Here is a 19718-nt window from a genome sequence, read left to right as displayed (position 1 = left end):
CACAGGTCATCGACGGGAGTTCGTAAGGAGATGGGGTGCTGATCGCGTCGGGCGGGCGTCGTTCCCCCTGTGGCAGGGGCGCACACCGGACGTACAGCAGCGGCTTATTCTTCCACGGCTTCGGGCCTGCGCCAAAATCGGCCACCGGGCTCCGGGGACCAGCCGAGGATGGAGAGGATCTCACGGTCCTTCTTGTCGAAGGCGCTTGCCTCGCAGCGCTCGATCAGATCGGGCCGGTTGAGCGCGGTGCGCCGGAACGCCTCGTCCCGCCGCCAGCGCGCGATCTTCCCGTGGTGACCGCTGAGCAGGACGTCCGGAATGCCCCGGCCGCGCCACTCCGGCGGCTTGGTGAAGACCGGGCCCTCCAGCAGATCGGCCATGGCGCCGGGGGCGAAGGAGTCGTCGCGGTGCGACTCGGCGTTGCCGAGCACGCCGGGCAGCAGCCGGGCCACCGCCTCCGTGATCACGAGCACGGCGGCTTCCCCGCCGGCCAGCACGTAGTCACCGATGGAGACCTCGACGACCGGTATCCGGGTGGCGTACTCGTCCATGACCCGCCGGTCGATGCCCTCGTAGCGGGCCGGGGTGAAGATCAGCCACGGTCGCTCGGAGAGTTCCACGGCGAGCTTCTGCGTGAACGGGCGGCCGCTGGGCGTGGGCACCACGAGCACCGGAAAGTGCGCCCCCGCCTCGTACCCGTCCGCCAGGGTCTCGTCCAGGGCGTCGCCCCACGGACCGGTCTTCATGACCATGCCGGGACCGCCGCCGTACGGGGTGTCGTCGACCGTGTTGTGCCGGTCGTACGTCCAGTCCCGCAGATCGTGCACGTGCACATCGAGGCGGCCGCGGGCGCGGGCCTTGCCGACGAGCGAGACGTTCAGCGGTTCCAGGTACTCGGGGAAGATCGTGACGACGTCGAGCCGCATCAGGCTTCGTTCTCCTGCTCGGCAGCCTCGTCGTCCCGCGCGGAGGCGACCACGGCCTGGCTGCCGTCGATCAGGCCGGGCGGCGGGGTGATGACCGCGCGCTGCTCCTCCAGATCGATCTCGGTGACGATCTCCTCGACGAACGGGATCATCACCTCGCTGCCGTCCGGGCGCTCCACGATGAAGAGGTCCTGGGACGGCAGGTGCGAGATCTCGGTGATCCGGCCGATCTCGGTGCCGTCGGCGAGGACCACATCGAGGTCGATGAGCTGGTGGTCGTAGAACTCCTCGGGGTCCTCCGGAAGTTCCGCCGGGTCGACGTCGGCGATCAGCAGGGTGTTCCGGAGGGCCTCGGCCGCCGTACGGTCCCGCACGCCCTCGAAACGCAGCAGCAGCCTGCCGCTGTGCACCCGGCCGGTCTCGATCGTCAGCGGTCCGTTCGCGGCCGGGTCGGTGGTGAGTACGGCCCCGGGTCCGAGCCGGAGTTCCGGCTCGTCCGTGCGTACCTCGACGGTGACCTCGCCCTTGACGCCGTGGGCGCGGCCGATCCGCGCAACTACCAGCTGCACCTTGTGTCTCTCCTGTCATACGACGACGGGCCGGGGTGGGCGCATGGCCCTCCCCGGCCCGTGCCGGTGTTCAACTCTGTCAGCGAACCTGGTCCACGTCGACGAGGTCGACGCGGATGCCACGGCCGCCGATGGCGCCCACGACGGTTCGCAGTGCGCGTGCGGTGCGGCCGTTGCGGCCGATCACCTTGCCGAGATCATCGGGGTGAACCCGGACCTCCAGCACACGACCACGGCGCAGGTTGCGCGAGGCGACCTGCACATCGTCGGGGTTGTCGACGATGCCCTTCACGAGGTGCTCGAGAGCCTCCTCGAGCATGCTCAGGCCTCGGTCGACTCGGCGGGCGCGGCAGCGTCAGCAGCCTCGTCAGCCTTCTTGTCGGACTTCTTTGCCTTCTGCGTGATGGCCTCGCCCTTGGACTCCTCGCCGGTGTCCTTGGCCAGGGCCTCGAACAGGGCGCGCTTGTCAGCCTTGGGCTCCGGCTGCAGCAGCGGCGCGGGGGCCGGGAGACCCTTGTGGGCCTGCCAGTCACCGGTGAGCTTCAGGATCGCGAGAACCGGCTCGGTCGGCTGGGCGCCGACAGACAGCCAGTACTGCGCACGCTCCGAGTTGACCTCGATGCGCGAGGGGTTCTGCACCGGGTGGTACAGACCGATCTCCTCGATGGCCCGGCCGTCACGGCGGGTACGGGAGTCGGCGACGACGATGCGGTAGTGAGGCGAACGGATCTTGCCCAGACGCTTCAGCTTGATCTTGACTGCCACGGAAGTGGTGTCTCCTGGTCTATGACGTGGTTGGGCACAACGAAGATGCCACGTGGGGTTGCGGTACTCGGGTGCCCGATGGACGCGTCAGCCGGAGGAGAGAGGGGTCCTGTGCGACTGTCGAGTACAGCTTGCCATTGTGCCACACCACGTCGGGTCACCCCACCGCGACCGCGGCTTCCGGGATACGGAACGGCTTCCCGCAGCCACCGCAGACGATCGGCGCCTGGGCGAGGACCGAGGGAACGACCCGGACGTTGCGTCCGCAGTCGCAGACGGCCTTGACCCGCACGCCTCCACCGGAGGAGCCGTGCCGGGCGGCGGGCCCGCGGAAGGAGCGCTTGGTGTCGGCGGCGGTGGCAACCGTGTGCGCCTTGAGGGCGCGCTGCAACCGCTCGATCGTCGGGCGGTATCTGCGCTTCGCCTCGGGATTGAGCGTGACCAGCGAGAAGCCACTGCTGGGGTGGGGCTCCTCGGCATGGTCGAGGCCCAGCTCCTCGGCGATCGCGAGGAATCTGCGGTTGTGGTAGCGGCCGGCGCGGGAGGTGTCGCGGACACCTCGTGCGGCGGCGATTCCATGGACTGCCTCATGCAGCAGTCGCTCGAAGGAGAGCTCGGCGCCACAGGCGGACGAGGACTCTCCGATCAGGGACTCTGGCGCGGCAAGATCCGGCAGCTCGGGGTGGTACCGCTGAATGTCGGCCCACGCCTGTGCCAGCTCTGCGGCAAGTACAGGTGGTGTCGTGCTCACGTCGTGACAACGAGCGCGAGTGCCCCGGTGTTCCTATTCCGGGGCATCCCAAATAATTTGCACGTACCAGTCAGTTGCCGTTGATGCACCCTGACGAGGGCGGGTGCGCAGATCTGTGGAGAACTCTCACAGCTCACACCAAGGTGGTACGTAGTGCCGGATACGCCCCGGTGCGTAGACAATGCCTCCGCGCCGGGGTTCCGACGACTCCGGGAGCGCGGGGGTCAGTAGGCGCGGGCCACGACGGCGACAGTACCCGGGGCGTCGTCCGAGTCCGGCACCGACCCGTCCTCGGCCACCAGACACCGTACCGACACCCCGTGCTCCGCGAGCCGGGCCTCCCCCGCCGGGCCGAGGACGTCCCACGCGATACGCGCCCAGCCGCCCGCGACCGCCGCCTCCACGGCCTCGTCGACGGTGGACACCTCGCTGGTGCGGGACTCGCGGCGGGCCCGGGACTCACGCAACAGCGTCGCCTGGTCCTCCTCCAGGACCGCCGGGAGCAGGGCCGGCAGTGCCTCGATCGCGACGGGCTCCTTCCCGCCGGGGATGCGGCGGGCCAGCATCGCGGTGCCGTTCTCCAGGTCGCGCGGACCGATCTCGATCCGTACGGGCACACCCTTCAGCTCCCAGTCGACCGCGCGGCGGCCGAACGGGGTGTCGGTACGGTCGTCGATCTGGACCCTGATCCCGGCCTCCCGCAGCCGGTCGCCGATCTCGCGGACCGCGGTCAGCACCGCGTCGTCCTCCTTGATCGCGAGGACGACCGCCTGCACGGCGGCGAGCCGCGGCGGGACGCGGAGTCCCCGGTCGTCACCGTGGGACATGATCAGACCGCCGACCATCCGGGTCGAGGAACCCCAGGAGGTCTGCCAGACCAGCTCCTGCCTGCCCTCCCGGGACAGGTACTCGGTGTGGAACGCCTTGGCGAAGTTGGTGCCGAGCTCATGGCTCGTACCCATCTGCAGGGCCTTGCCGTCGCCCATCATCGATTCGAGCGTGAGGGTGTTGATGGCGCCCGCGAACCGTTCGCTCGGGGGCTTGCGGCCGAGCACCACATCGATGCCGAGGACCTGGGTCATGAAGTCCGCGTAGACCTCCCGGTGGATGTACGCGGCGTAGTCGCGGGCGTCCTCGTAGGTCGCGTGGGCCGTGTGGCCCTCCTGCCAGAGGAATTCGGTCGTACGGAGAAAGACCCGCGGGCGCATCTCCCAGCGGACGACGTTCGCCCACTGGTTGATCAGCAGGGGCAGATCCCGGTAGCTCTGCACCCATTTCGAGAAGTACTCATTGATGATCGTTTCGGACGTCGGCCGCACCACCACGGGCTCTTCGAGGTCCTTGCCGCCGCCGTGGGTGACGATGGCCAGCTCGGGTTCGAAGCCCTCGACGTGCTCGGCCTCGCGTGTCAGGTAAGACTGGGGGATGAAGAGCGGGAAGTAGGCGTTCTGGGCGCCCGCGTACTTGATGCGGGTATCCAGCTCCTGCTGCATCCGCTCCCACAGGCCGTATCCGTACGGTCGGATGACCATGGTGCCGCGCACCGGGCCGTTGTCCGCGAGTTCGGCTTTGTTGATCAGATCCTGGTACCAGCGGGGAAAGTCCTCGGCCTGGGGTGTGAGAACGGGTGCCTTTGCCATGGCGCGCATCGTACGGCGACATCGCCTTTCCCACGGAGTGACGGGACCGGTCACGGCCGACTGTCTCCGGGGGCGCACCACCGAGGCGCACAACCATTGCCCTCCGCCCTCTGGACGCGGCCGCGGATGCGCAGTTCTCTGACATACGGGGGGAGTGCGGGGACGCACACACGGGGGCCGTCCATCACTCGGGAACGACCTACCTCTCGGCGGATTGGGGCGCTTTCCATGACACCAACGCTCGTCCGGCACCACGGGCAGACGGATCCGTCCGCCCCGGTGGCCCCCGCAACCCGTGCTCGTGACTGGGCCGAGATCCAGGAGCGGATGCTCGCGCCGCTGTACCAAGCGGTGTACGACCGGCTCGAAGTCGGAGCCGGTACACGGATGCTCTCCCTCGGCTGCGGCTCCGGGCTCGCGCTGCTGATCGCGGCCGCCCGCGGGGCTCGCGTCACCGGCGTCGACACCGACCGTGAACGCCTTGACCTGGCCCGCGAACGGCTGCTGCCGGAAGCGGCGTGGGACGGCGGTCCCGGTCCGGCCCCGGCCCTGCTGCCCCAGCTCTTCGCAGGTGATCCGTCCGCCGCCGCACCGGCCGACGGTGTCCCGTACAACCTGCTCACCGCGTTCACCCCGATCGGCTGCTCGGCGGGCGACTCCGAAGGGCTGCTGCCCGCCCTGGAGTCCGCCCTGCCGCTGCTCACCCGGGGCGGTTCGGTGGTGCTGACCGGCTGGGGGCCCCCCGAGCGGTGCGTGACCGCGGCGGTGCTCCGGGTGGCGGCCCGGCTCACCGACGGGGCGCGGGCGCCCCGCACGGGCGGCTGGCGCCCGGCGCGCAGGGACGATCTCGAGGACGTGGCGTTCCGGGCCGGGCTGAATCCGAACGGCTCGGGGCGGGTGGCGTGCCCGTTCGGCTACGCGGACCTGGACAGCGCGGTGCGCGGGCTGCTCTCGACACGGCTGTTCGATGCGGCGGTGCGGGCGACGGACCGCTCCCAGGTGGAGAAGGAGGTCGCGGAGGCAGTGCACCCGCACCTGCGCCAGGACGGCACGGTGTGGATGCCGAATGTCTTCCGCTATCTCGTCTGCACCTCCTGAGACCGACCGGCAATCGGGGGTGATTGAAGCAGGTGCCAACGCGATGAGGCGGTCCTACTTGGCCAGGCGCGGGATGCCGGCCGCCCGGTAGGCCGCCTCCTCGTCCAGCGTCTCGCTCTGCAGCAGCGCCGACGCCAGCGCGTCCAGCTTCTCCCGGTGCTCGCGCAGCAGCCGCTGCGCCTCGATGTAGCACTCGTCGACGATCCGCCGCATCTCGTCGTCCACGGCGTCCAGCGTGGCCGGCGCCGCCGAGAGTCCGTACGCCTGCTGGACGTCTCCGGGGATCGCCGTCAGCCTGCCGACCTTGCTGCTCATCCCCCAGCGTCCGACCATTCCGCGCGCCAGATTGGTGACCTGCTCCAGGTCGCTCTCCGAGCCCGTGGTGACCACTCCGTAGACCACTTGTTCTGCGGCCATGCCGCCGAGGGCTCCGATGATGCGGCCGCGCAGATACGGTTCGGTGTACGCGTACCTGTCGGCGTCCGGCGTCGAGAGAGTGACGCCGAGGGCCCGGCCGCGCGGCACGATGGTCACCTTGCGCACGGGGTCGGCGCCCGGCTGGACCATGCCGAGCAGAGCGTGGCCGCTCTCGTGGTACGCCGTCCTGCGCCGCTCCTCCACCGGCATGACGAGCGGTCGTTCGGCTCCGAGCTGGACCTTCTCCAAGGCCTCCGACAGGTCGGTCTGGCTGACCTCGGACTGCTTGCGCTTGACGGCGAGAAGCGCGGCTTCGTTGGCGAGGTTGGCGAGGTCGGCACCGGTCATGCCGGGGGTCGTCCGCGCCACCTGGGCGAGACTCACGTCGTCGGAGAGCGGGATCTGCCGGGTGTGGATCTTCAGGATGGCCTCCCGGCCGCTCCGGTCGGGAGGACTCACCTGGACGATCCGGTCGAAGCGGCCGGGCCGGGTGAGGGCGGGGTCGAGGACGTCGGCGCGATTGGTCGCGGCGAGGACGACGACGCCTTCCGATCCGGAGAAGCCGTCCATCTCGGTGAGGATCTGGTTCAGCGTCTGTTCGCGCTCGTCATGACCGCCCATGCCGGAGCCGCCGGCGCGGGCCCGGCCGATGGTGTCGATCTCGTCGATGAAGACGATGGCGGGGGCGACCTTGCGGGCCTCGGCGAACAGTTCCCGTACCCGGCCGGCGCCGACGCCGACGATCATCTCGATGAACTCGGAGGCGGAGGCGGAGAAGAACGGCACGCCCGCCTCGCCGGCGACCGCCCGCGCCAGGAGGGTCTTGCCGGTTCCGGGCGGACCCGCGAGCAGCACTCCCCCGGGCATCCGGGCACCCATCCGCCGGTACTGCTGCGGGTTCTTCAGGAAGTCGACGATGTCGTTGAGTTCGCCCTCGACCTCATCAATGCCGGCCACATCCTCGAAGGTGGTGCGCTTGCCCGCCTCCAGTTCGACCGGTTTGGGCGGGGCCTTGCGTCCGAAGCCGCCCATCCCGCCGCCCATGCCCCGGGACATCCGCCGGGCGATGAGCACCCAGAGCAGGACGAGCACCAGCATCGGCGCCAGCGAGATCAGCAGGTTGGCGAGGAAACTGCGTTCCTTGACGACCGGCTCGGCGGTGACGGTGACGTCCTCCTTGACCAGCTCGGCCCAGAGGTTGTCGTCGGCGAACGCGGGCCGCTGGGTGACGAATTTCGTGTACATCCGGTCGGTGCCGGGGATCTTCGCCCCCTTCCTGAGCTGCCCCTGGATGGAATCGCCCTTCGAGTAAATCTTGGAGACGTTGCCCGCCGTGACCTGCTTGCTGAACTCCGTGTACGCGATGGTCGGCTCGTTCCTGCCGTTGAAGAAGGACAGCACCAGGTTGGTGATCAGATAAACGGCCAGCGCGGTCAGCAGCAGTCGGCCCCAGCCGCCCGGCATCTTCCGGCCCTGCGGCGCGGGCGGTGGGGCACCTTCGGAGCGCCACGGCTGGTCGGTTCGATCGCGTGGCGGTACGGGATTGGTCACGCGCGCTCCTCTGCCGACAGCCGTTGAGCCGACATTAAAGGAGAAATACGATCAAAGCCCTCGGAGAAGCTGTCCACTGGGCCCGTGGAGGGATGCCGACGTGATCCGGGCGCGCAGCCGGGTGACACGGGTAAGGGGCACCCGCCCATGGCGAATGCCCCTTGTCCATGTGCCCCTCAGGGCGTCGGGTGTCAGCCCGTGAACTTCTTGAACGCGTCAGGAAGCTCGAACTTCTGGTCCTCCTGCGCCGGAAGTCCGAACGCGCCACCCTGCGCCGCCGCCTGCTCGCGACGGGCGGCCGCGGCCTGCTCCTCGGCCTTCCGCTTCATCGGGTTGCCGCTCTTGCGCTTGCCCTTGGCCTGCTTGACCTGCTTCTTCTGCCGGCCCGCGCCGCCACCCATGCCGGGCATCCCCGGCATGCCGGGCATGCCGCCGCCCTGCGCCATCTTCGACATCATCTTGCGCGCGTCGAAGAACCGCTCCACCAGGTTCTTCACGGCGGACACCTCGACACCGGAGCCCTTGGCGATACGAGCCCGGCGCGAGCCGTTGATGATCGTCGGTTCCTGGCGCTCGTGCGGCGTCATCGACTTGATGATCGCGGCGGTACGGTCCACGTCGCGCTCGTCGATGTTGTTGATCTGGTCCTTGATCTGCCCCATGCCGGGCAGCATGCCGAGCAGCTTGGAGATGGAGCCCATCTTCCTGACCTGCTCCATCTGGGCCAGGAAGTCGTCGAGCGTGAAGTCCTTGCCCTTGCTGGACGCCAGCTTGGAGGCCATTTTGGCGGCCTCTTCCTGGCTGAAGGTCTTCTCCGCCTGCTCGATCAGGGTGAGGAGGTCACCCATGTCGAGGATGCGGGACGCCATGCGGTCGGGGTGGAAGGCGTCGAAGTCCTCGAGCTTCTCACCGTTCGACGCGAACATGATCTGCTTGCCCGTGACGTGGGCGATCGACAGGGCCGCACCACCGCGGGCGTCACCGTCGAGCTTGGAGAGCACCACGCCGTCGAAGCCGACGCCGTCGCGGAAGGCCTCGGCGGTGTTGACCGCGTCCTGGCCGATCATCGCGTCGACGACGAAGAGGATCTCGTCGGGGCTGACGGCATCGCGGATGTCCGCGGCCTGCTGCATCAGCTCCTCGTCGATACCGAGGCGGCCGGCGGTGTCGACGACGACCACGTCGTACTGCTTGGCGCGGGCGTGCTCGATGGAGTCCTTGGCGACCTGGACGGGGTCACCGACGCCGTTGCCCGGCTGCGGGGCATAGACCGCCACACCGGCGCGGTCGGCGACGACGCTCAGCTGGTTGACGGCGTTGGGGCGCTGGAGGTCACAGGCGACGAGCAGCGGGGAGTGGCCCTGGCCCTTGAGCCAGAGGCCGAGCTTTCCGGCGAGGGTGGTCTTACCGGCACCCTGCAGACCCGCGAGCATGATCACGGTGGGCGGGTTCTTGGCGAACCGCAGCCGCCGGGTCTCGCCACCGAGGATGCCGACAAGCTCCTCGTTGACGATCTTGACGACCTGCTGGGCGGGGTTCAGCGCCTGGGAGACCTCGACGCCGCGCGCCCGCTCCTTGACGTTGGCGATGAAAGCGCGCACGACGGGCAGGGCGACATCGGCCTCGAGCAGGGCGATACGGATCTCGCGGGCCGTGGCGTCGATGTCCGCCTCGGACAAGCGGCCCTTGCCCCTGAGGTTCTTGAAAGTCGCGCTAAGGCGGTCGGAGAGAGTATCGAACACGGCGCTCGTCGGTCCTCGGGGTCGGGGTCGGGTGCAGGTCAGTCGTCCCCCAGGGTATCCGGACGCCGGGAAACGCAAAGCCCTTGCCCGGTTCTCGTGACGGACGAGGGCCCTTCCGCGGAGCGCTCGGGAGTCAGCCCAGGGCCCGCTCGACCTCTCGGGCCAGCTCTGTTGCGCGTGCGTCGGACAGCGGCTCCCCGTCCGTCCCTGTGACGTAGAAGGCATCCACCGCGTTGGCGCCGAGCGTCGACACGTGGGCGCTGCGCACCCGCACCGCGCTCTGTTCCAGCGCCCGCCCGATCCGGTGCAGCAGCCCGGGGGCGTCCTGGGCGCGTACCTCGATCACGGTCGCCAGCCGAGAGCCCGCCGCCGCGACCGTCACCCGCGGTGGTGGTGCCTTCACCCCGCGGCGCCGCGGGTAGGCGGCTTCGCGTTCGGCGAGGCGGGCGCAGACGTCGAGGGAACCGTCCAGGGCGCGTACGAGATCGGCGCGGAGCCGGGCTGCCTGCGGCAGGGAGCCGTACTCCGCCGCCACCCGCCAGCTGAGCACCAGCACGTCGGCGCACTCGCCGAGCTCGGTGGGGAGTTCGACGGCGCGCAGGTCGGCCGCGCGGACGGTCAGACGGTGCAGGGCGAGGACTCCGGCGGCGGCGGGCAGGACGCCCGGGCGGTCGGGGAGGCCGATGAGGAGTTCGACGCCAATGGGTTCCGGTTCGCCGTCCTCGGATGGGGTCTCGGCCCGGGTGTGCAGGGCGAGGACGGGTTCGCCGGTGCGCAGCGCTTCAATGGCCAGCCGTTCCTGTTCGGCACTGGGTGCGACGGGTTCCGGATCGGCGGTTGCCTCGCCGGCGAGGACCGCGGCGACACGTTCGACAAGGTCGGCGACGAGGGAGGCGCGCCAGGTGGACCAGGCGGCGGGCCCGGTGGCGAGCGCGTCGGCCTCGGTCAGGGCGTGCAGAAGTTCCAGCGTGGACGCGCTGCCGACGGCGGTGGCGACGGAGCGGACGGTGGCCGGGTCGTCGAGGTCGCGGCGGGTCGCGGTCTCGACGAGCAGCAGATGATGGCGTACGAGGGTGGCGACGACGCCCACGTCGTGCTGGTCGAAGCCGATCCGGGTGGCGACGTCGCGTGCGATGACCTCCCCGGCGGCGGAGTGGTCGCCGGGCCAGCCCTTGCCGATGTCGTGGAGCAGGGCGGCGACGAGCAGGAGGTCGGGGCGGCCGACGCGGCGGGTGAGCGAGGAGGCGCGGACGGCCGCTTCGACGAGGTGACGGTCGACGGTCCAGGTGTGGACGGGGTTGCGCTGCGGGCGGCAGTGGACGCGTTCCCAGTCGGGCAGCAGCCGGGTGATCAGCCCTTCCGCTTCGAGGGCCTCCCAGACGGGGATGGTGGCCTCGCCCGCGCCGAGCAGGGTGACGAGCTCCTCACGGGCCTCGGCGGGCCAGGGCACGGGCAGCGGGCGGGCGGCGACGGCGAGGCGGCGCACGACGTGGCGGGAGATCGGCAGTCCGGACTGGGCGGCTGCGGCGGCGGCGCGCAGGACCAGCACGGCGTCGCGTTCGGGGCGGGCGGTGCGGGCGAGGACGACCTCGCCGTCGGCCTCGACGACGCCTTCGGCGAGTGGGGTGCGTTCGGCGGCGGCAGTCCTGCCGCCGCCCAGCATGGCGCGCAGCCGGGGGCGTACGGACCGGGCGCGCAGGACGCGGTTGACCTCGCGCCAGGTGACGTCGGTGGCGTAGGAGACGGTGCGCGCGGCCTCGTACACCTGGCGCAGCAGGGCGTCGGCGTCGAGGAGGCCGAGGGCGGTGGCGACCTGGTCCTGTTCCTGGAGGGCGAGGCGGTCGGTGGCGCGGCCCGTGGTCAGGTGCAGGGCGTCGCGGGCGTCGAGGAGGATGCGGCGGGCCTCGGTGAGGCCTTCGCGGGGGGCGTCGGCGACCCAGGAGGCGGCAACCGCGCGCAGGGCGGTCGCGTCGCGCAGGCCGCCGCGGGCCTCTTTCAGGTCGGGTTCGAGGAGGAACTGGAGCTCGCCCTGGCGCTCGGCGCGCTCGCGGCAGAGTTCGTCGAGGGCGGGAAGCCGTTTGGGAGCCTGGTTCCGCCAGTCGGCGAGGACCGCGGTGCGCATCGCGGCGACCAGGCCGAGGTCTCCGGCGACGGGCCGGGCGTCGAGCAGTCCGAGCTGCACCTTGAGGTCGTCGGCGGCCGTCTTCCGGGCTTCGCCGGGGGTCCGTACGGAGTGGTCGAGGGCGAGGCCGAGGTCCCAGACGGGGTACCAGATGCGGTCGGCGAGGGAGGCGATGGCACCGGCGTCGGCTCTGCCGTCGTGCAGGAGCACGAGGTCGAGGTCGCTGCGCGGGGAGAGTTCGCCGCGGCCGTAGCCGCCGACGGCGACGAGCGCGGCGCCGCGGACACCCGTCTGTTCGGTGGCAGTGGCGAACAGGGCGGTCAGCCAGTCGTCGGTCAGTGAGGCGAGGGCCGCACGGCGCGGCGGCCCGGACCGCGCCTTCTCCTGGAGGAGGCGCAGCCGGGCCGCCGCGTAGCCGCTGGGTCCCGAGTCTTCGGATTCGGTGGTCACTTCGGTGCGCGTCACCCAGCTGCCCTTCCGTTTGCGAGGCCGTCGGTCAGAGTGCGTCCGGGCCGCGTTCGCCGGTGCGGACCCGTACGGCTGTCTCGACGGGAACGCTCCAGACCTTGCCGTCTCCGATCTTGCCGGTTCGGGCGGCCTTGACCACGACATCGATGAGCTGTTCGGCGTCCTCGTCCTCGACGAGGACCTCGATACGGATCTTGGGGACGAGGTCGACGGTGTACTCGGCGCCCCGGTAGACCTCGGTGTGGCCGCGCTGGCGCCCGTATCCGCTGGCCTCCGTGACCGTGAGGCCCTGGATGCCGAAGGACTGGAGGGCTTCCTTGATCTCGTCGAGCCGGTGCGGCTTCACGACTGCCGTGATGAGCTTCATGCGTCCACCTTCTTGGTCTGCGCTGCTGCCGTGGTCTCCGATGCCGGGGTGGAGGCCGTCCGCGAGGCCGCACCGCCACCGGCGCCGCTGAAGTCGTACGCGGTCTCGGCGTGTTCGACCTGGTCGATGCCGGAGATCTCGCTGTCCTCGTCGACCCGCATGCCGATCGTCCTGTCGAGGAGGAGAGCGAGGACCGCGGAGACGACCAGAGAGTACGCGAGGACCGCGAAGACTCCGACGGCCTGCTTGCCGAGCTGGTCGAGGCCACCGCCGTAGAAGAGGCCCTTGGCGTCGGACTGGACACCGCCGGTGGCGAAGAAGCCGATGAGGAGCGAGCCCGCGACACCGCCGACGAGGTGGACGCCGACGACGTCCAGGGAGTCGTCGTAGCCGAACTTGTACTTGAGGCCGACCGCCATGGCGCAGAGGACACCGGCGATCGCACCGACGGCGATGGCGCCGAGCGGGCTGACCGCACCGCCGGACGGGGTGATGGCGACGAGTCCGGCGACCGCGCCGGAGGCGGCACCGAGGGTGGTGAAGGAGCCGTGACGGATCTTCTCGTAGCCGAGCCAGGCGAGCATCGCGGCGGCCGTGGCGACCTGCGTGTTGAGGAACATGACCGCGCCGACGCCGTCGTCGTTGCCGAGCCACGATCCGGCGTTGAAGCCGAACCAGCCGAACCACAGGAGACCGGCGCCGAGCATGACGAGCGGGAGGCTGTGCGGCCGCATCGGGTCCTTCTTGAAGCCGACGCGCTTGCCGATGACGAGGATCACGCCGAGGGCTGCCGCACCGGCGTTGATGTGGACGGCCGTACCACCGGCGAAGTCGATGACGCCGAGCTCGAAGAGCCACCCGCCGGCGCCCCACACCCAGTGCGCGACCGGGAAGTAGACGACGGTCACCCAGAGGGCGACGAACAGGGACCAGGAGGTGAACTTGACGCGGTCGGCGAGAGCGCCGCTGATCAGGGCCGGGGTGATGACGGCGAACATCAGCTGGAAGACGGCGAACACATAGACCGGAATGGTGTAGCCGTCCCAGAGCTGTGTGATGCCGATCCCGCTCAGCCCGGCGAAGTCCGAGCTCCAGCCGATGAACGAGCCGATGTCGGTACCGAAGGCGAGGCTGAATCCGTAGAGCACCCACAGGATCGTCACGATCCCGAGGCTGATGAAGCTCATCATCAGCATGTTGAGGGTGCTCTTGACGCGGACCATGCCTCCGTAGAAGAAGGCGAGGGCCGGTGTCATGATCATCACCAGGGCCGAGCAGATGAGCATGAACCCGGTGTTGGCGGCAGACAGCGTCGGGGCGTCTGCGGCAAGCGTCATGATGCCTGGGGGCATCGGCGTCTCCTCGTCGTCGGTGCGGCCGCGTGGGGCGAAACCTGCGGGACCACGTGCGGGACCACTGCGGAAAAGGTGCGGGCCGGTTATGCGCCATGAGATTCGCCCAGCACGGTTTCCGCCGATGCCGCACGGTGTTTCGCCGCAGTGACGAAGAGGTGTGGCGTGTTACGTCCCCATGAACCGCAAGTGGCGTATCCGGGGCCGGGCCTATCCTGCGGCGGCCGTGGCCGCATACGGTGCGTTGACAACTCTGGAGTACGGGAACGGGAACGCGAACCGGCCACGCCGATCACCCGCTGACCTGGCAAGGGGGAGCCGAAGTCGGTCTGTGCGGGGTGGTCGGCGTGGCCGGAGTGCGGGATGCCCGGTCAGACCGCTTCGGCGGTCTCGGGCAACTGCTCGGTGAGGAGATCGGCGAGCTGGGCGACCTCGGGAATGTCGCCGAAGTCCCTGGCAGCGGTGTCGACGGTCTTGCGCAGCCGCGTGCTGACGCGCTCGGAGCGGACCTTCTTGGCGACCTGCAGGGCCCGCTCGGCGAGCACCGTGGACTGTTCGGGTTCGCGCTTGAGGAGATGGACGGTGGCGAGGCCGATCAGGTTCAGCGCGTACGACCGCTGGTGCTCGTCGTCCTCGCCGAAGCGGTCGACGGCCTTCTTCATGATCGGCTCGGCGAGCGAGGCGTACGTGGGGCTGCGGCCGGCCACATAGGCCAGGTCACGGTATGAGTGGGAGTTCTCGCCGTTGAGTTCGGCCTCGGAGAAGAAGCGGATCCAGTCGGGTTCCGGCTCGCCGTCGATCCCGGCGTCGAGGAAGGTGTCCTCGGCCATTCGGACGGCTCGTTTGCATTTGCTGGGCTGGCCCATGTTGGCGTACGCGCGGGCCTCCATCGCATACAGCATGGCCTGGGTGCGCGGGGTGGCGCAGTCCCGGCTGCCGTACTGGGCGAGATGGATGAGTTCGAGGGCGTCGTCCGGCCGTCCGAGGTGGATCATCTGGCGGCTCATGCTGGACAGGACATAACTGCCCAGCGGTTTGTCGCCGGCCTCCTTCGCGGCGTGCAGCGCCAGGACGAAGTACTTCTGGGCCGTGGGCTGGAGACCGACGTCGTAACTCATCCAGCCCGCCAGTTCGGCGAGTTCGGCCGCACACCGGAAGAGCCGCTTGGCAGTGGCCGCGGGCTGCGGTTCCTGCAACAGGTCGGTGACCTCGTGCAGCTGCCCCACAACAGCCTTGCGTCGCAGTCCGCCGCCGCACTGCGCGTCCCACTGGCGGAACATCACGGTGGTGGATTCCAGCAGGTCGAGCTCGGGACAGGAGAGCCGGGAGGGGCGCCGGGCGGCGGTCGGCGACTCGGACTCCGCGGGTGCCGCGGCGGCGACCGGCACCAGCCAGCGCTGCATGGGTTCGATGAGGGCCGGGCCCGCGGCAAGGGTGAGCGAGGTGCCGAGGAAGCCGCGGCGGGCGAGCATCAGGTCACTGCGGGAGAACTCGCTGAGCAGGGCGACGGTCTGCGGGCCGGCCCAGGGCAGGTCGACGCCGGACACCGACGGTGACTGATGGGCGGAGCGCAGCCCGATGTCCTCCACGGCGACGACGGTGCCGAAGCGCTCGGAGAACAGCTCGGAGAGGATGCGCGGGATCGGTTCGCGCGGCTGCTCGCCGTCGAGCCAGCGCCTCACCCGGGAGGTGTCGGTGCTGATGTGGTGGGCGCCCATCTGGCGCGCCCTGCGGTTCACCTGCCGTGCCAGCTCGCCCTTCGACCAGCCGCTGCGGACGAACCATGATCCCAATGGCCCGTTCGGGCGCTTACCGGCATTCGAATCGCCTGCGCCGCTGCCACTCACTGGAACGCCCCCATCCCGCTGAATACTGTCGCGCGAACCATTCATCAAAATCCCGTGAGCCGAAGCCGTCCGTACGGAGGTTGTGCACCATCGAACAGGAAATCGAGTTGCCTCCGGCATACCCACAGGCGCACATACTTCCATGGTTCGTGTACCGACGGTAATCCCACGATCACCGGCCCGCGACGGCATTCACAGAAACGCCACCATTCGCCACCCCTTCGAATGAACGCACCTGCCGCCCGGCGCGATTCACTTGACAGACGACGATCTGCAGCCGACGCAGTGATGCGCGCAGGGGCGCGTGGCCGGTGTCGCGCGACCCCGGGCACCATCCGGGCGCTGCCGGATCGGCGGGGCGACGGAGTGTCACAACGGCTCTCCGCGTCGTAACCACCGGCGAGCCGGACCCGTTGGAGGGGGTATGGGCTTCACGATCGGCGGCATCCGGGAGATGCGATCCGGCTCACGGCGTCGAGGCCGTACGGCCGAGTGCACCGCGGTGGCCGAGTACACAGGACTGTGGGGCTGGGCCGTCGCGCCGGGGGCGCGGGCCGCGGCCGGGAGGTGCTCCTGCGGGGACACCGCCTGCCCCTCCCCCGGCGCTCATCCGCTGGAGTTCGCCGACGAGGTACCGGCGGGCGCCACACTGGACATGGCGGCACGCGCATGGGCGGAGGTGCCAGGCGCTTCGATGCTGCTGCCGGTGGGGCGCACGTTCGACGTGCTCGACGTCGCCGAACAGGCCGGGCGGCGGGCTCTGGTGCGACTGGAACGGATGGGCCTGCCGCTCGGCCCGGTGGCGATGACGCCGTCCGGGAGGACGCAGTTCTTCGTTGCGCCGGGCGCCGCCGCCGAACTTCCGCAGCTGCTGTACCGGATGGGCTGGGACGACGCGGATCTGGATCTGCGGGCGCTGGGGCACGGCTGCCACATCACGGCACCGCCGTCGGACGAAGGCGGTCTCGGGCCGGTCCGCTGGCTGCGTCCGCCGGTCCTGGACACGGCGGCCACGCCGCCGCAGGCGCGGCTGCTGCTGGGCACTCTGGCGTACATCTGCCATCGCTCCGAGGGCGTGTTTCGACAGTAGCGTCGTCCGCCCATACGGCGGGCCGGGCGCCGCCTGGCAGGCGGGGCATTCGGAACACTGCCGGTCACGGCGCCAGCGGCGGGAACGACGACGCCGGGCGGGCTCGCCGTCGAGCCCGCCCGGCGTTCGGGGGCGGAGGAGCCGCAGTCGGCCCGTCAGTCGCCGATCAGTGCGTCGACGAACGCCTCCGGCTCGAACGGAGCCAGATCGTCCGGCCCCTCGCCGAGACCCACGAGCTTCACCGGTACGCCCAGTTCGCGCTGGACGGCGATGACGATGCCACCCTTGGCGGTGCCGTCCAACTTGGTGAGGACAATGCCGGTGATGTCGACGACCTCGGCGAATACCCGTGCCTGAACCAGGCCGTTCTGCCCGGTCGTGGCGTCGAGGACGAGCAGGATCTCGTCGAGCGGGCCGTGCTTCTCAACGACGCGCTTGACCTTGCCGAGCTCATCCATGAGCCCAGTCTTGGTGTGCAGCCGGCCGGCGGTGTCGATGAGGACGACATCGGCACCCTCGGCGATCCCCTCCTTCACCGCGTCGAAGGCGATCGACGCCGGGTCGCCGCCCTCGGGTCCGCGCACGGTCCGGGCGCCGACGCGCTCGCCCCAGGTCTGGAGCTGGTCGGCGGCGGCGGCACGGAAGGTGTCGGCCGCGCCGAGCACCACGCTGCGGCCGTCGGCGACGAGGACCCGGGCCAGCTTGCCCGTGGTGGTGGTCTTGCCGGTGCCGTTGACTCCGACGACCATCACGACGCCGGGCGTGTCGACACCGCTCTCCGTCTTGACCGCACGGTCGAAGTCGGTGCCGAGCAGTGCCAGGAGCTCCTCGCGCAGCAGGCCGCGCAGCCCCTCGGGGGTACGGGTACCGAGGACGCGGACGCGCTCCCGGAGCCGCTCCACCAGCTCCTGGGTGGGGGCGACGCCGACATCGGCGGTGAGGAGGGTGTCCTCGATCTCCTCCCAGGTGTCCTCGTCGAGGTTGTCGCGGGACAGCAGCGTGAGCAGTCCCTTGCCGAGGGTGCTCTGCGAACGGGCGAGCCGGGCGCGCAGCCGTACGAGACGGCCGGCGGTGGGCTCCGGGATCTCCAGCGCGGGGACTGCGGGCGCCGCCGGTTCGGCGACTGCCGGGGCTTCCTCGACGGGAGCCTCGGCGCCGGCGGGCCCGGCCTCCTCGATGGTGCGGCGCGGTTCCTCGCGCGGTGTCTCGGCTTCCTCGCCGACATGAGGTTCGGCGGGAGTGAGGGTCGGCGTGCTCGACGGTGCCGGGGGCAGCTGCTTCTTCTTGCGGCCGCTGACCACGAGCCCGCTGATCAGGCCGGCCACGACCAGGGCGGCGATGACTACAGCAAGGATGACGAATTCCATAACCCACCCAGTATCAGTCACATGCCCGCCAGTGGCGGCCCCGGAGGACCACTCCGGGAGGCGAAAGGCCGTTATGGCCCTTTTGGCGGTAAAGGTACGATCTTGCTCGTGGAGATCCGTGGCCTGGCCCCCGCCCCCGACAGCGAGCGCACCGGCCGGGTCCGCACCCTCTTCCCATGCGATGTCGATGCATTCGGCCGGTTTCGCCGCACAGGAACCGGGATTCGCGCTCCCTCGCACCTGAGCGATCGGCATGAATGCCGCGATCAGCCTCCTTCCGGAGAGTCTGCTGACGGTGGCGACGAGTTTCCTGGATTCATTCTTCCCCTTTCCGACCGTGCTCGCTGTGACGTTCTCGGCGTGGATCGGCCTATTCGGAGGGGATCAGCTGCGGGGGCATACGCACGATGCGGCGACGCCGCTCGACACCAGCCCTTCGGGCGCGACGTGGTTCTCCGGCCGACCCACTCCCCGCCCCCCGGATGGGGCGCAACGGTCCGGGCCGGACAGCCACGATCACTGCCTTTGGGGGCCGTGCACACTGCTGCCGCAGCCCGCCGGGCACAAGGACGACACACCCCTACACTTCTGACGCTACGTCAGCTACTGTCCCGCCTCGCCAACCCGCCCGGCGAAATGGACACGCGTCATGGCCTTCACAGTGGTCCGGTTCAATCTCGTCGATCCCGATGCCACCCCCGCGTCCCTGTCGGACCGCTACCGCGCGGCGCTCGAGATGGCCGCGTACGCGGACGCGCACGGCGTGGACACCGTGCAGACCGAGGAGCACCACGGCGCGGGCAATTCCTGGCTGCCCTCCCCTTTGATATTCGCCGGGTCGGTCTTCGGCGCCACCCGCCGGATCACGGTCACGGTCTCGGCGGTCATCGGGCCGTTGCACGATCCGCTGCGGCTGGCCGAGGACATCGCGGTCCTCGACCTGCTGAGCGCGGGCCGGCTGGTCACGGTTGCGGGTATCGGCTACCGGCCGGAGGAGTACGAACAGGCGGGCGTCGAATGGGGCAGGCGCGGCCGGCTCCAGGACGAGCTACTGGAGACCCTGTTACAGGCGTGGACCGGTGAGCCGTTCCCGTACCGCGGCCGTACCGTCCGGGTCACCCCGCGCCCGTACACCCGGCCGCATCCGCTGCTGCTGGTCGGTGGCAGCTCGCGGGCGGCGGCGCGGCGGGCGGCCCGGCTGGGGCTGCCGTTCTTCCCGAGCGCGCACCTGCCGGAACTCGAGGCGTATTACCACGAGCGGCGCGCGGAGCACGGGACGAAGGGCTTCTGCATGATGCCGGCGGCGAAGACGCCGTTGCTGCATGTGTCGGAGGATCCGGAGCGGACCTGGGACCGGTACGGCGAGCACTTCCTGCACGAGGCGCGGACCTACGCCTCCTGGCAGTCGAAGGACATCCGGTCGGCCGTGCGCTCAGCGGCCAGGACGGTGGCGGAGCTGCGGGACGAAGGGGCCTACCGGATCGTCACCCCGGAGCAGCTGGCCGCGCTGGACGCCGACAGCCTGGTGCTGCATCCACTGTGCGGCGGAATGCCGGTGGAGGAGGGGTGGCGCAGCCTGCGCCTGTTCTGCGAGGCGATCACCGGCTGACGTACGCAGGGACGGTCACGGGGCCCCGGCCCGCGGG

Annotated in this window: 16 protein-coding genes; 3 read left to right on the top strand and 13 right to left on the bottom strand. The window is 70.2% G+C overall.

Going from position 1 to position 19718, the window contains the following annotated elements; all coding sequences use genetic code 11:
• Positions 1-104: 104 nt before the first annotated feature.
• The 6 genes from trmD to proS all read right to left on the bottom strand — a co-directional run bounded on the left by trmD (position 105) and on the right by proS (position 4651).
• Complete coding sequence (gene trmD, locus ACNPQM_RS35520; protein WP_418087202.1) at positions 105-926, bottom strand: tRNA (guanosine(37)-N1)-methyltransferase TrmD; 822 nt, start codon at positions 924-926, stop codon at positions 105-107.
• Positions 926-1495, bottom strand: coding sequence for a ribosome maturation factor RimM (gene rimM / locus ACNPQM_RS35515; protein WP_358860110.1), 570 nt, complete (start codon positions 1493-1495; stop codon positions 926-928). Before rimM ends, trmD begins: the two co-directional genes overlap by 1 nt.
• 79 nt (positions 1496-1574) lie before the next feature.
• On the bottom strand, positions 1575-1814 hold the full coding sequence (locus ACNPQM_RS35510; protein WP_005311361.1) for an RNA-binding protein: 240 nt from the start codon (positions 1812-1814) through the stop codon (positions 1575-1577).
• 2 nt (positions 1815-1816) lie between these two features.
• Entirely contained in the window at positions 1817-2260 is a 444-nt protein-coding gene (rpsP, locus tag ACNPQM_RS35505; RefSeq protein WP_037689851.1) for a 30S ribosomal protein S16, read from the bottom strand.
• A gap of 157 nt (positions 2261-2417) precedes the next feature.
• A complete protein-coding gene (locus tag ACNPQM_RS35500) occupies positions 2418-3011 on the bottom strand; it encodes a hypothetical protein (RefSeq protein ID WP_030928573.1) in 594 nt (197 codons plus the stop codon).
• A gap of 224 nt (positions 3012-3235) precedes the next feature.
• The gene (gene proS, locus ACNPQM_RS35495; protein ID WP_418087201.1) at positions 3236-4651 is read right to left on the bottom strand and encodes a proline--tRNA ligase; all 1416 of its coding nucleotides are present in this window, start codon (positions 4649-4651) and stop codon (positions 3236-3238) included.
• A gap of 228 nt (positions 4652-4879) precedes the next feature.
• Here proS and ACNPQM_RS35490 point away from each other — a divergent pair, with 228 nt between their 5' ends.
• Positions 4880-5749 (top strand): methyltransferase domain-containing protein, encoded by an 870-nt coding sequence (locus tag ACNPQM_RS35490; RefSeq protein ID WP_418087200.1) that lies wholly within the window; start codon positions 4880-4882, stop codon positions 5747-5749.
• Between the two features lie 54 nt (positions 5750-5803).
• On the opposite strand, the gene ftsH is transcribed toward ACNPQM_RS35490, so the two are convergent.
• From ftsH to ACNPQM_RS35460, 6 genes are all read right to left on the bottom strand, one after another.
• Entirely contained in the window at positions 5804-7717 is a 1914-nt protein-coding gene (gene ftsH / locus ACNPQM_RS35485) for an ATP-dependent zinc metalloprotease FtsH (RefSeq protein WP_418087199.1), read from the bottom strand.
• Positions 7718-7908: 191 nt separating this feature from the next.
• Entirely contained in the window at positions 7909-9459 is a 1551-nt protein-coding gene (gene ffh / locus ACNPQM_RS35480) for a signal recognition particle protein (protein ID WP_358860106.1), read from the bottom strand.
• Between the two features lie 133 nt (positions 9460-9592).
• Complete coding sequence (locus ACNPQM_RS35475) at positions 9593-12046, bottom strand: [protein-PII] uridylyltransferase (protein WP_418087198.1); 2454 nt, start codon at positions 12044-12046, stop codon at positions 9593-9595.
• A 31-nt stretch (positions 12047-12077) separates the two neighbouring features.
• On the bottom strand, positions 12078-12416 hold the full coding sequence (locus ACNPQM_RS35470; protein WP_358860104.1) for a P-II family nitrogen regulator: 339 nt from the start codon (positions 12414-12416) through the stop codon (positions 12078-12080).
• The gene (locus ACNPQM_RS35465) at positions 12413-13768 is read right to left on the bottom strand and encodes an ammonium transporter (RefSeq protein WP_418087197.1); all 1356 of its coding nucleotides are present in this window, start codon (positions 13766-13768) and stop codon (positions 12413-12415) included. The genes ACNPQM_RS35470 and ACNPQM_RS35465 overlap by 4 nt, the downstream gene beginning before the upstream one ends.
• A gap of 371 nt (positions 13769-14139) precedes the next feature.
• Positions 14140-15615 carry a hypothetical protein gene (locus ACNPQM_RS35460; RefSeq protein WP_358860102.1) on the bottom strand — a complete coding sequence of 492 codons (1476 nt, stop codon included), beginning with the start codon at positions 15613-15615 and terminating at the stop codon, positions 14140-14142.
• 424 nt (positions 15616-16039) lie between these two features.
• On the opposite strand from ACNPQM_RS35460, the gene ACNPQM_RS35455 reads away from it, so the two are divergent.
• The gene (locus ACNPQM_RS35455) at positions 16040-16705 is read left to right on the top strand and encodes a bifunctional DNA primase/polymerase (RefSeq protein WP_418087196.1); all 666 of its coding nucleotides are present in this window, start codon (positions 16040-16042) and stop codon (positions 16703-16705) included.
• Between the two features lie 155 nt (positions 16706-16860).
• Here ACNPQM_RS35455 and ftsY read toward each other — a convergent pair whose 3' ends face one another.
• Entirely contained in the window at positions 16861-18072 is a 1212-nt protein-coding gene (gene ftsY, locus ACNPQM_RS35450) for a signal recognition particle-docking protein FtsY (RefSeq protein WP_358860100.1), read from the bottom strand.
• Between the two features lie 649 nt (positions 18073-18721).
• Between ftsY and ACNPQM_RS35445 the strand changes: the two genes are divergently transcribed.
• Positions 18722-19681 carry an LLM class flavin-dependent oxidoreductase gene (locus ACNPQM_RS35445; RefSeq protein WP_358860099.1) on the top strand — a complete coding sequence of 320 codons (960 nt, stop codon included), beginning with the start codon at positions 18722-18724 and terminating at the stop codon, positions 19679-19681.
• Positions 19682-19718: the final 37 nt, after the last annotated feature.

It is taken from the genome of Streptomyces sp. NPDC056231 (assembly GCF_048270745.1).
Classification (GTDB): Bacteria; Actinomycetota; Actinomycetes; order Streptomycetales; family Streptomycetaceae; genus Streptomyces.
Note: the sequence above shows the minus strand (reverse complement) of the source record. Positions and strands in the feature narration are given on the sequence as shown.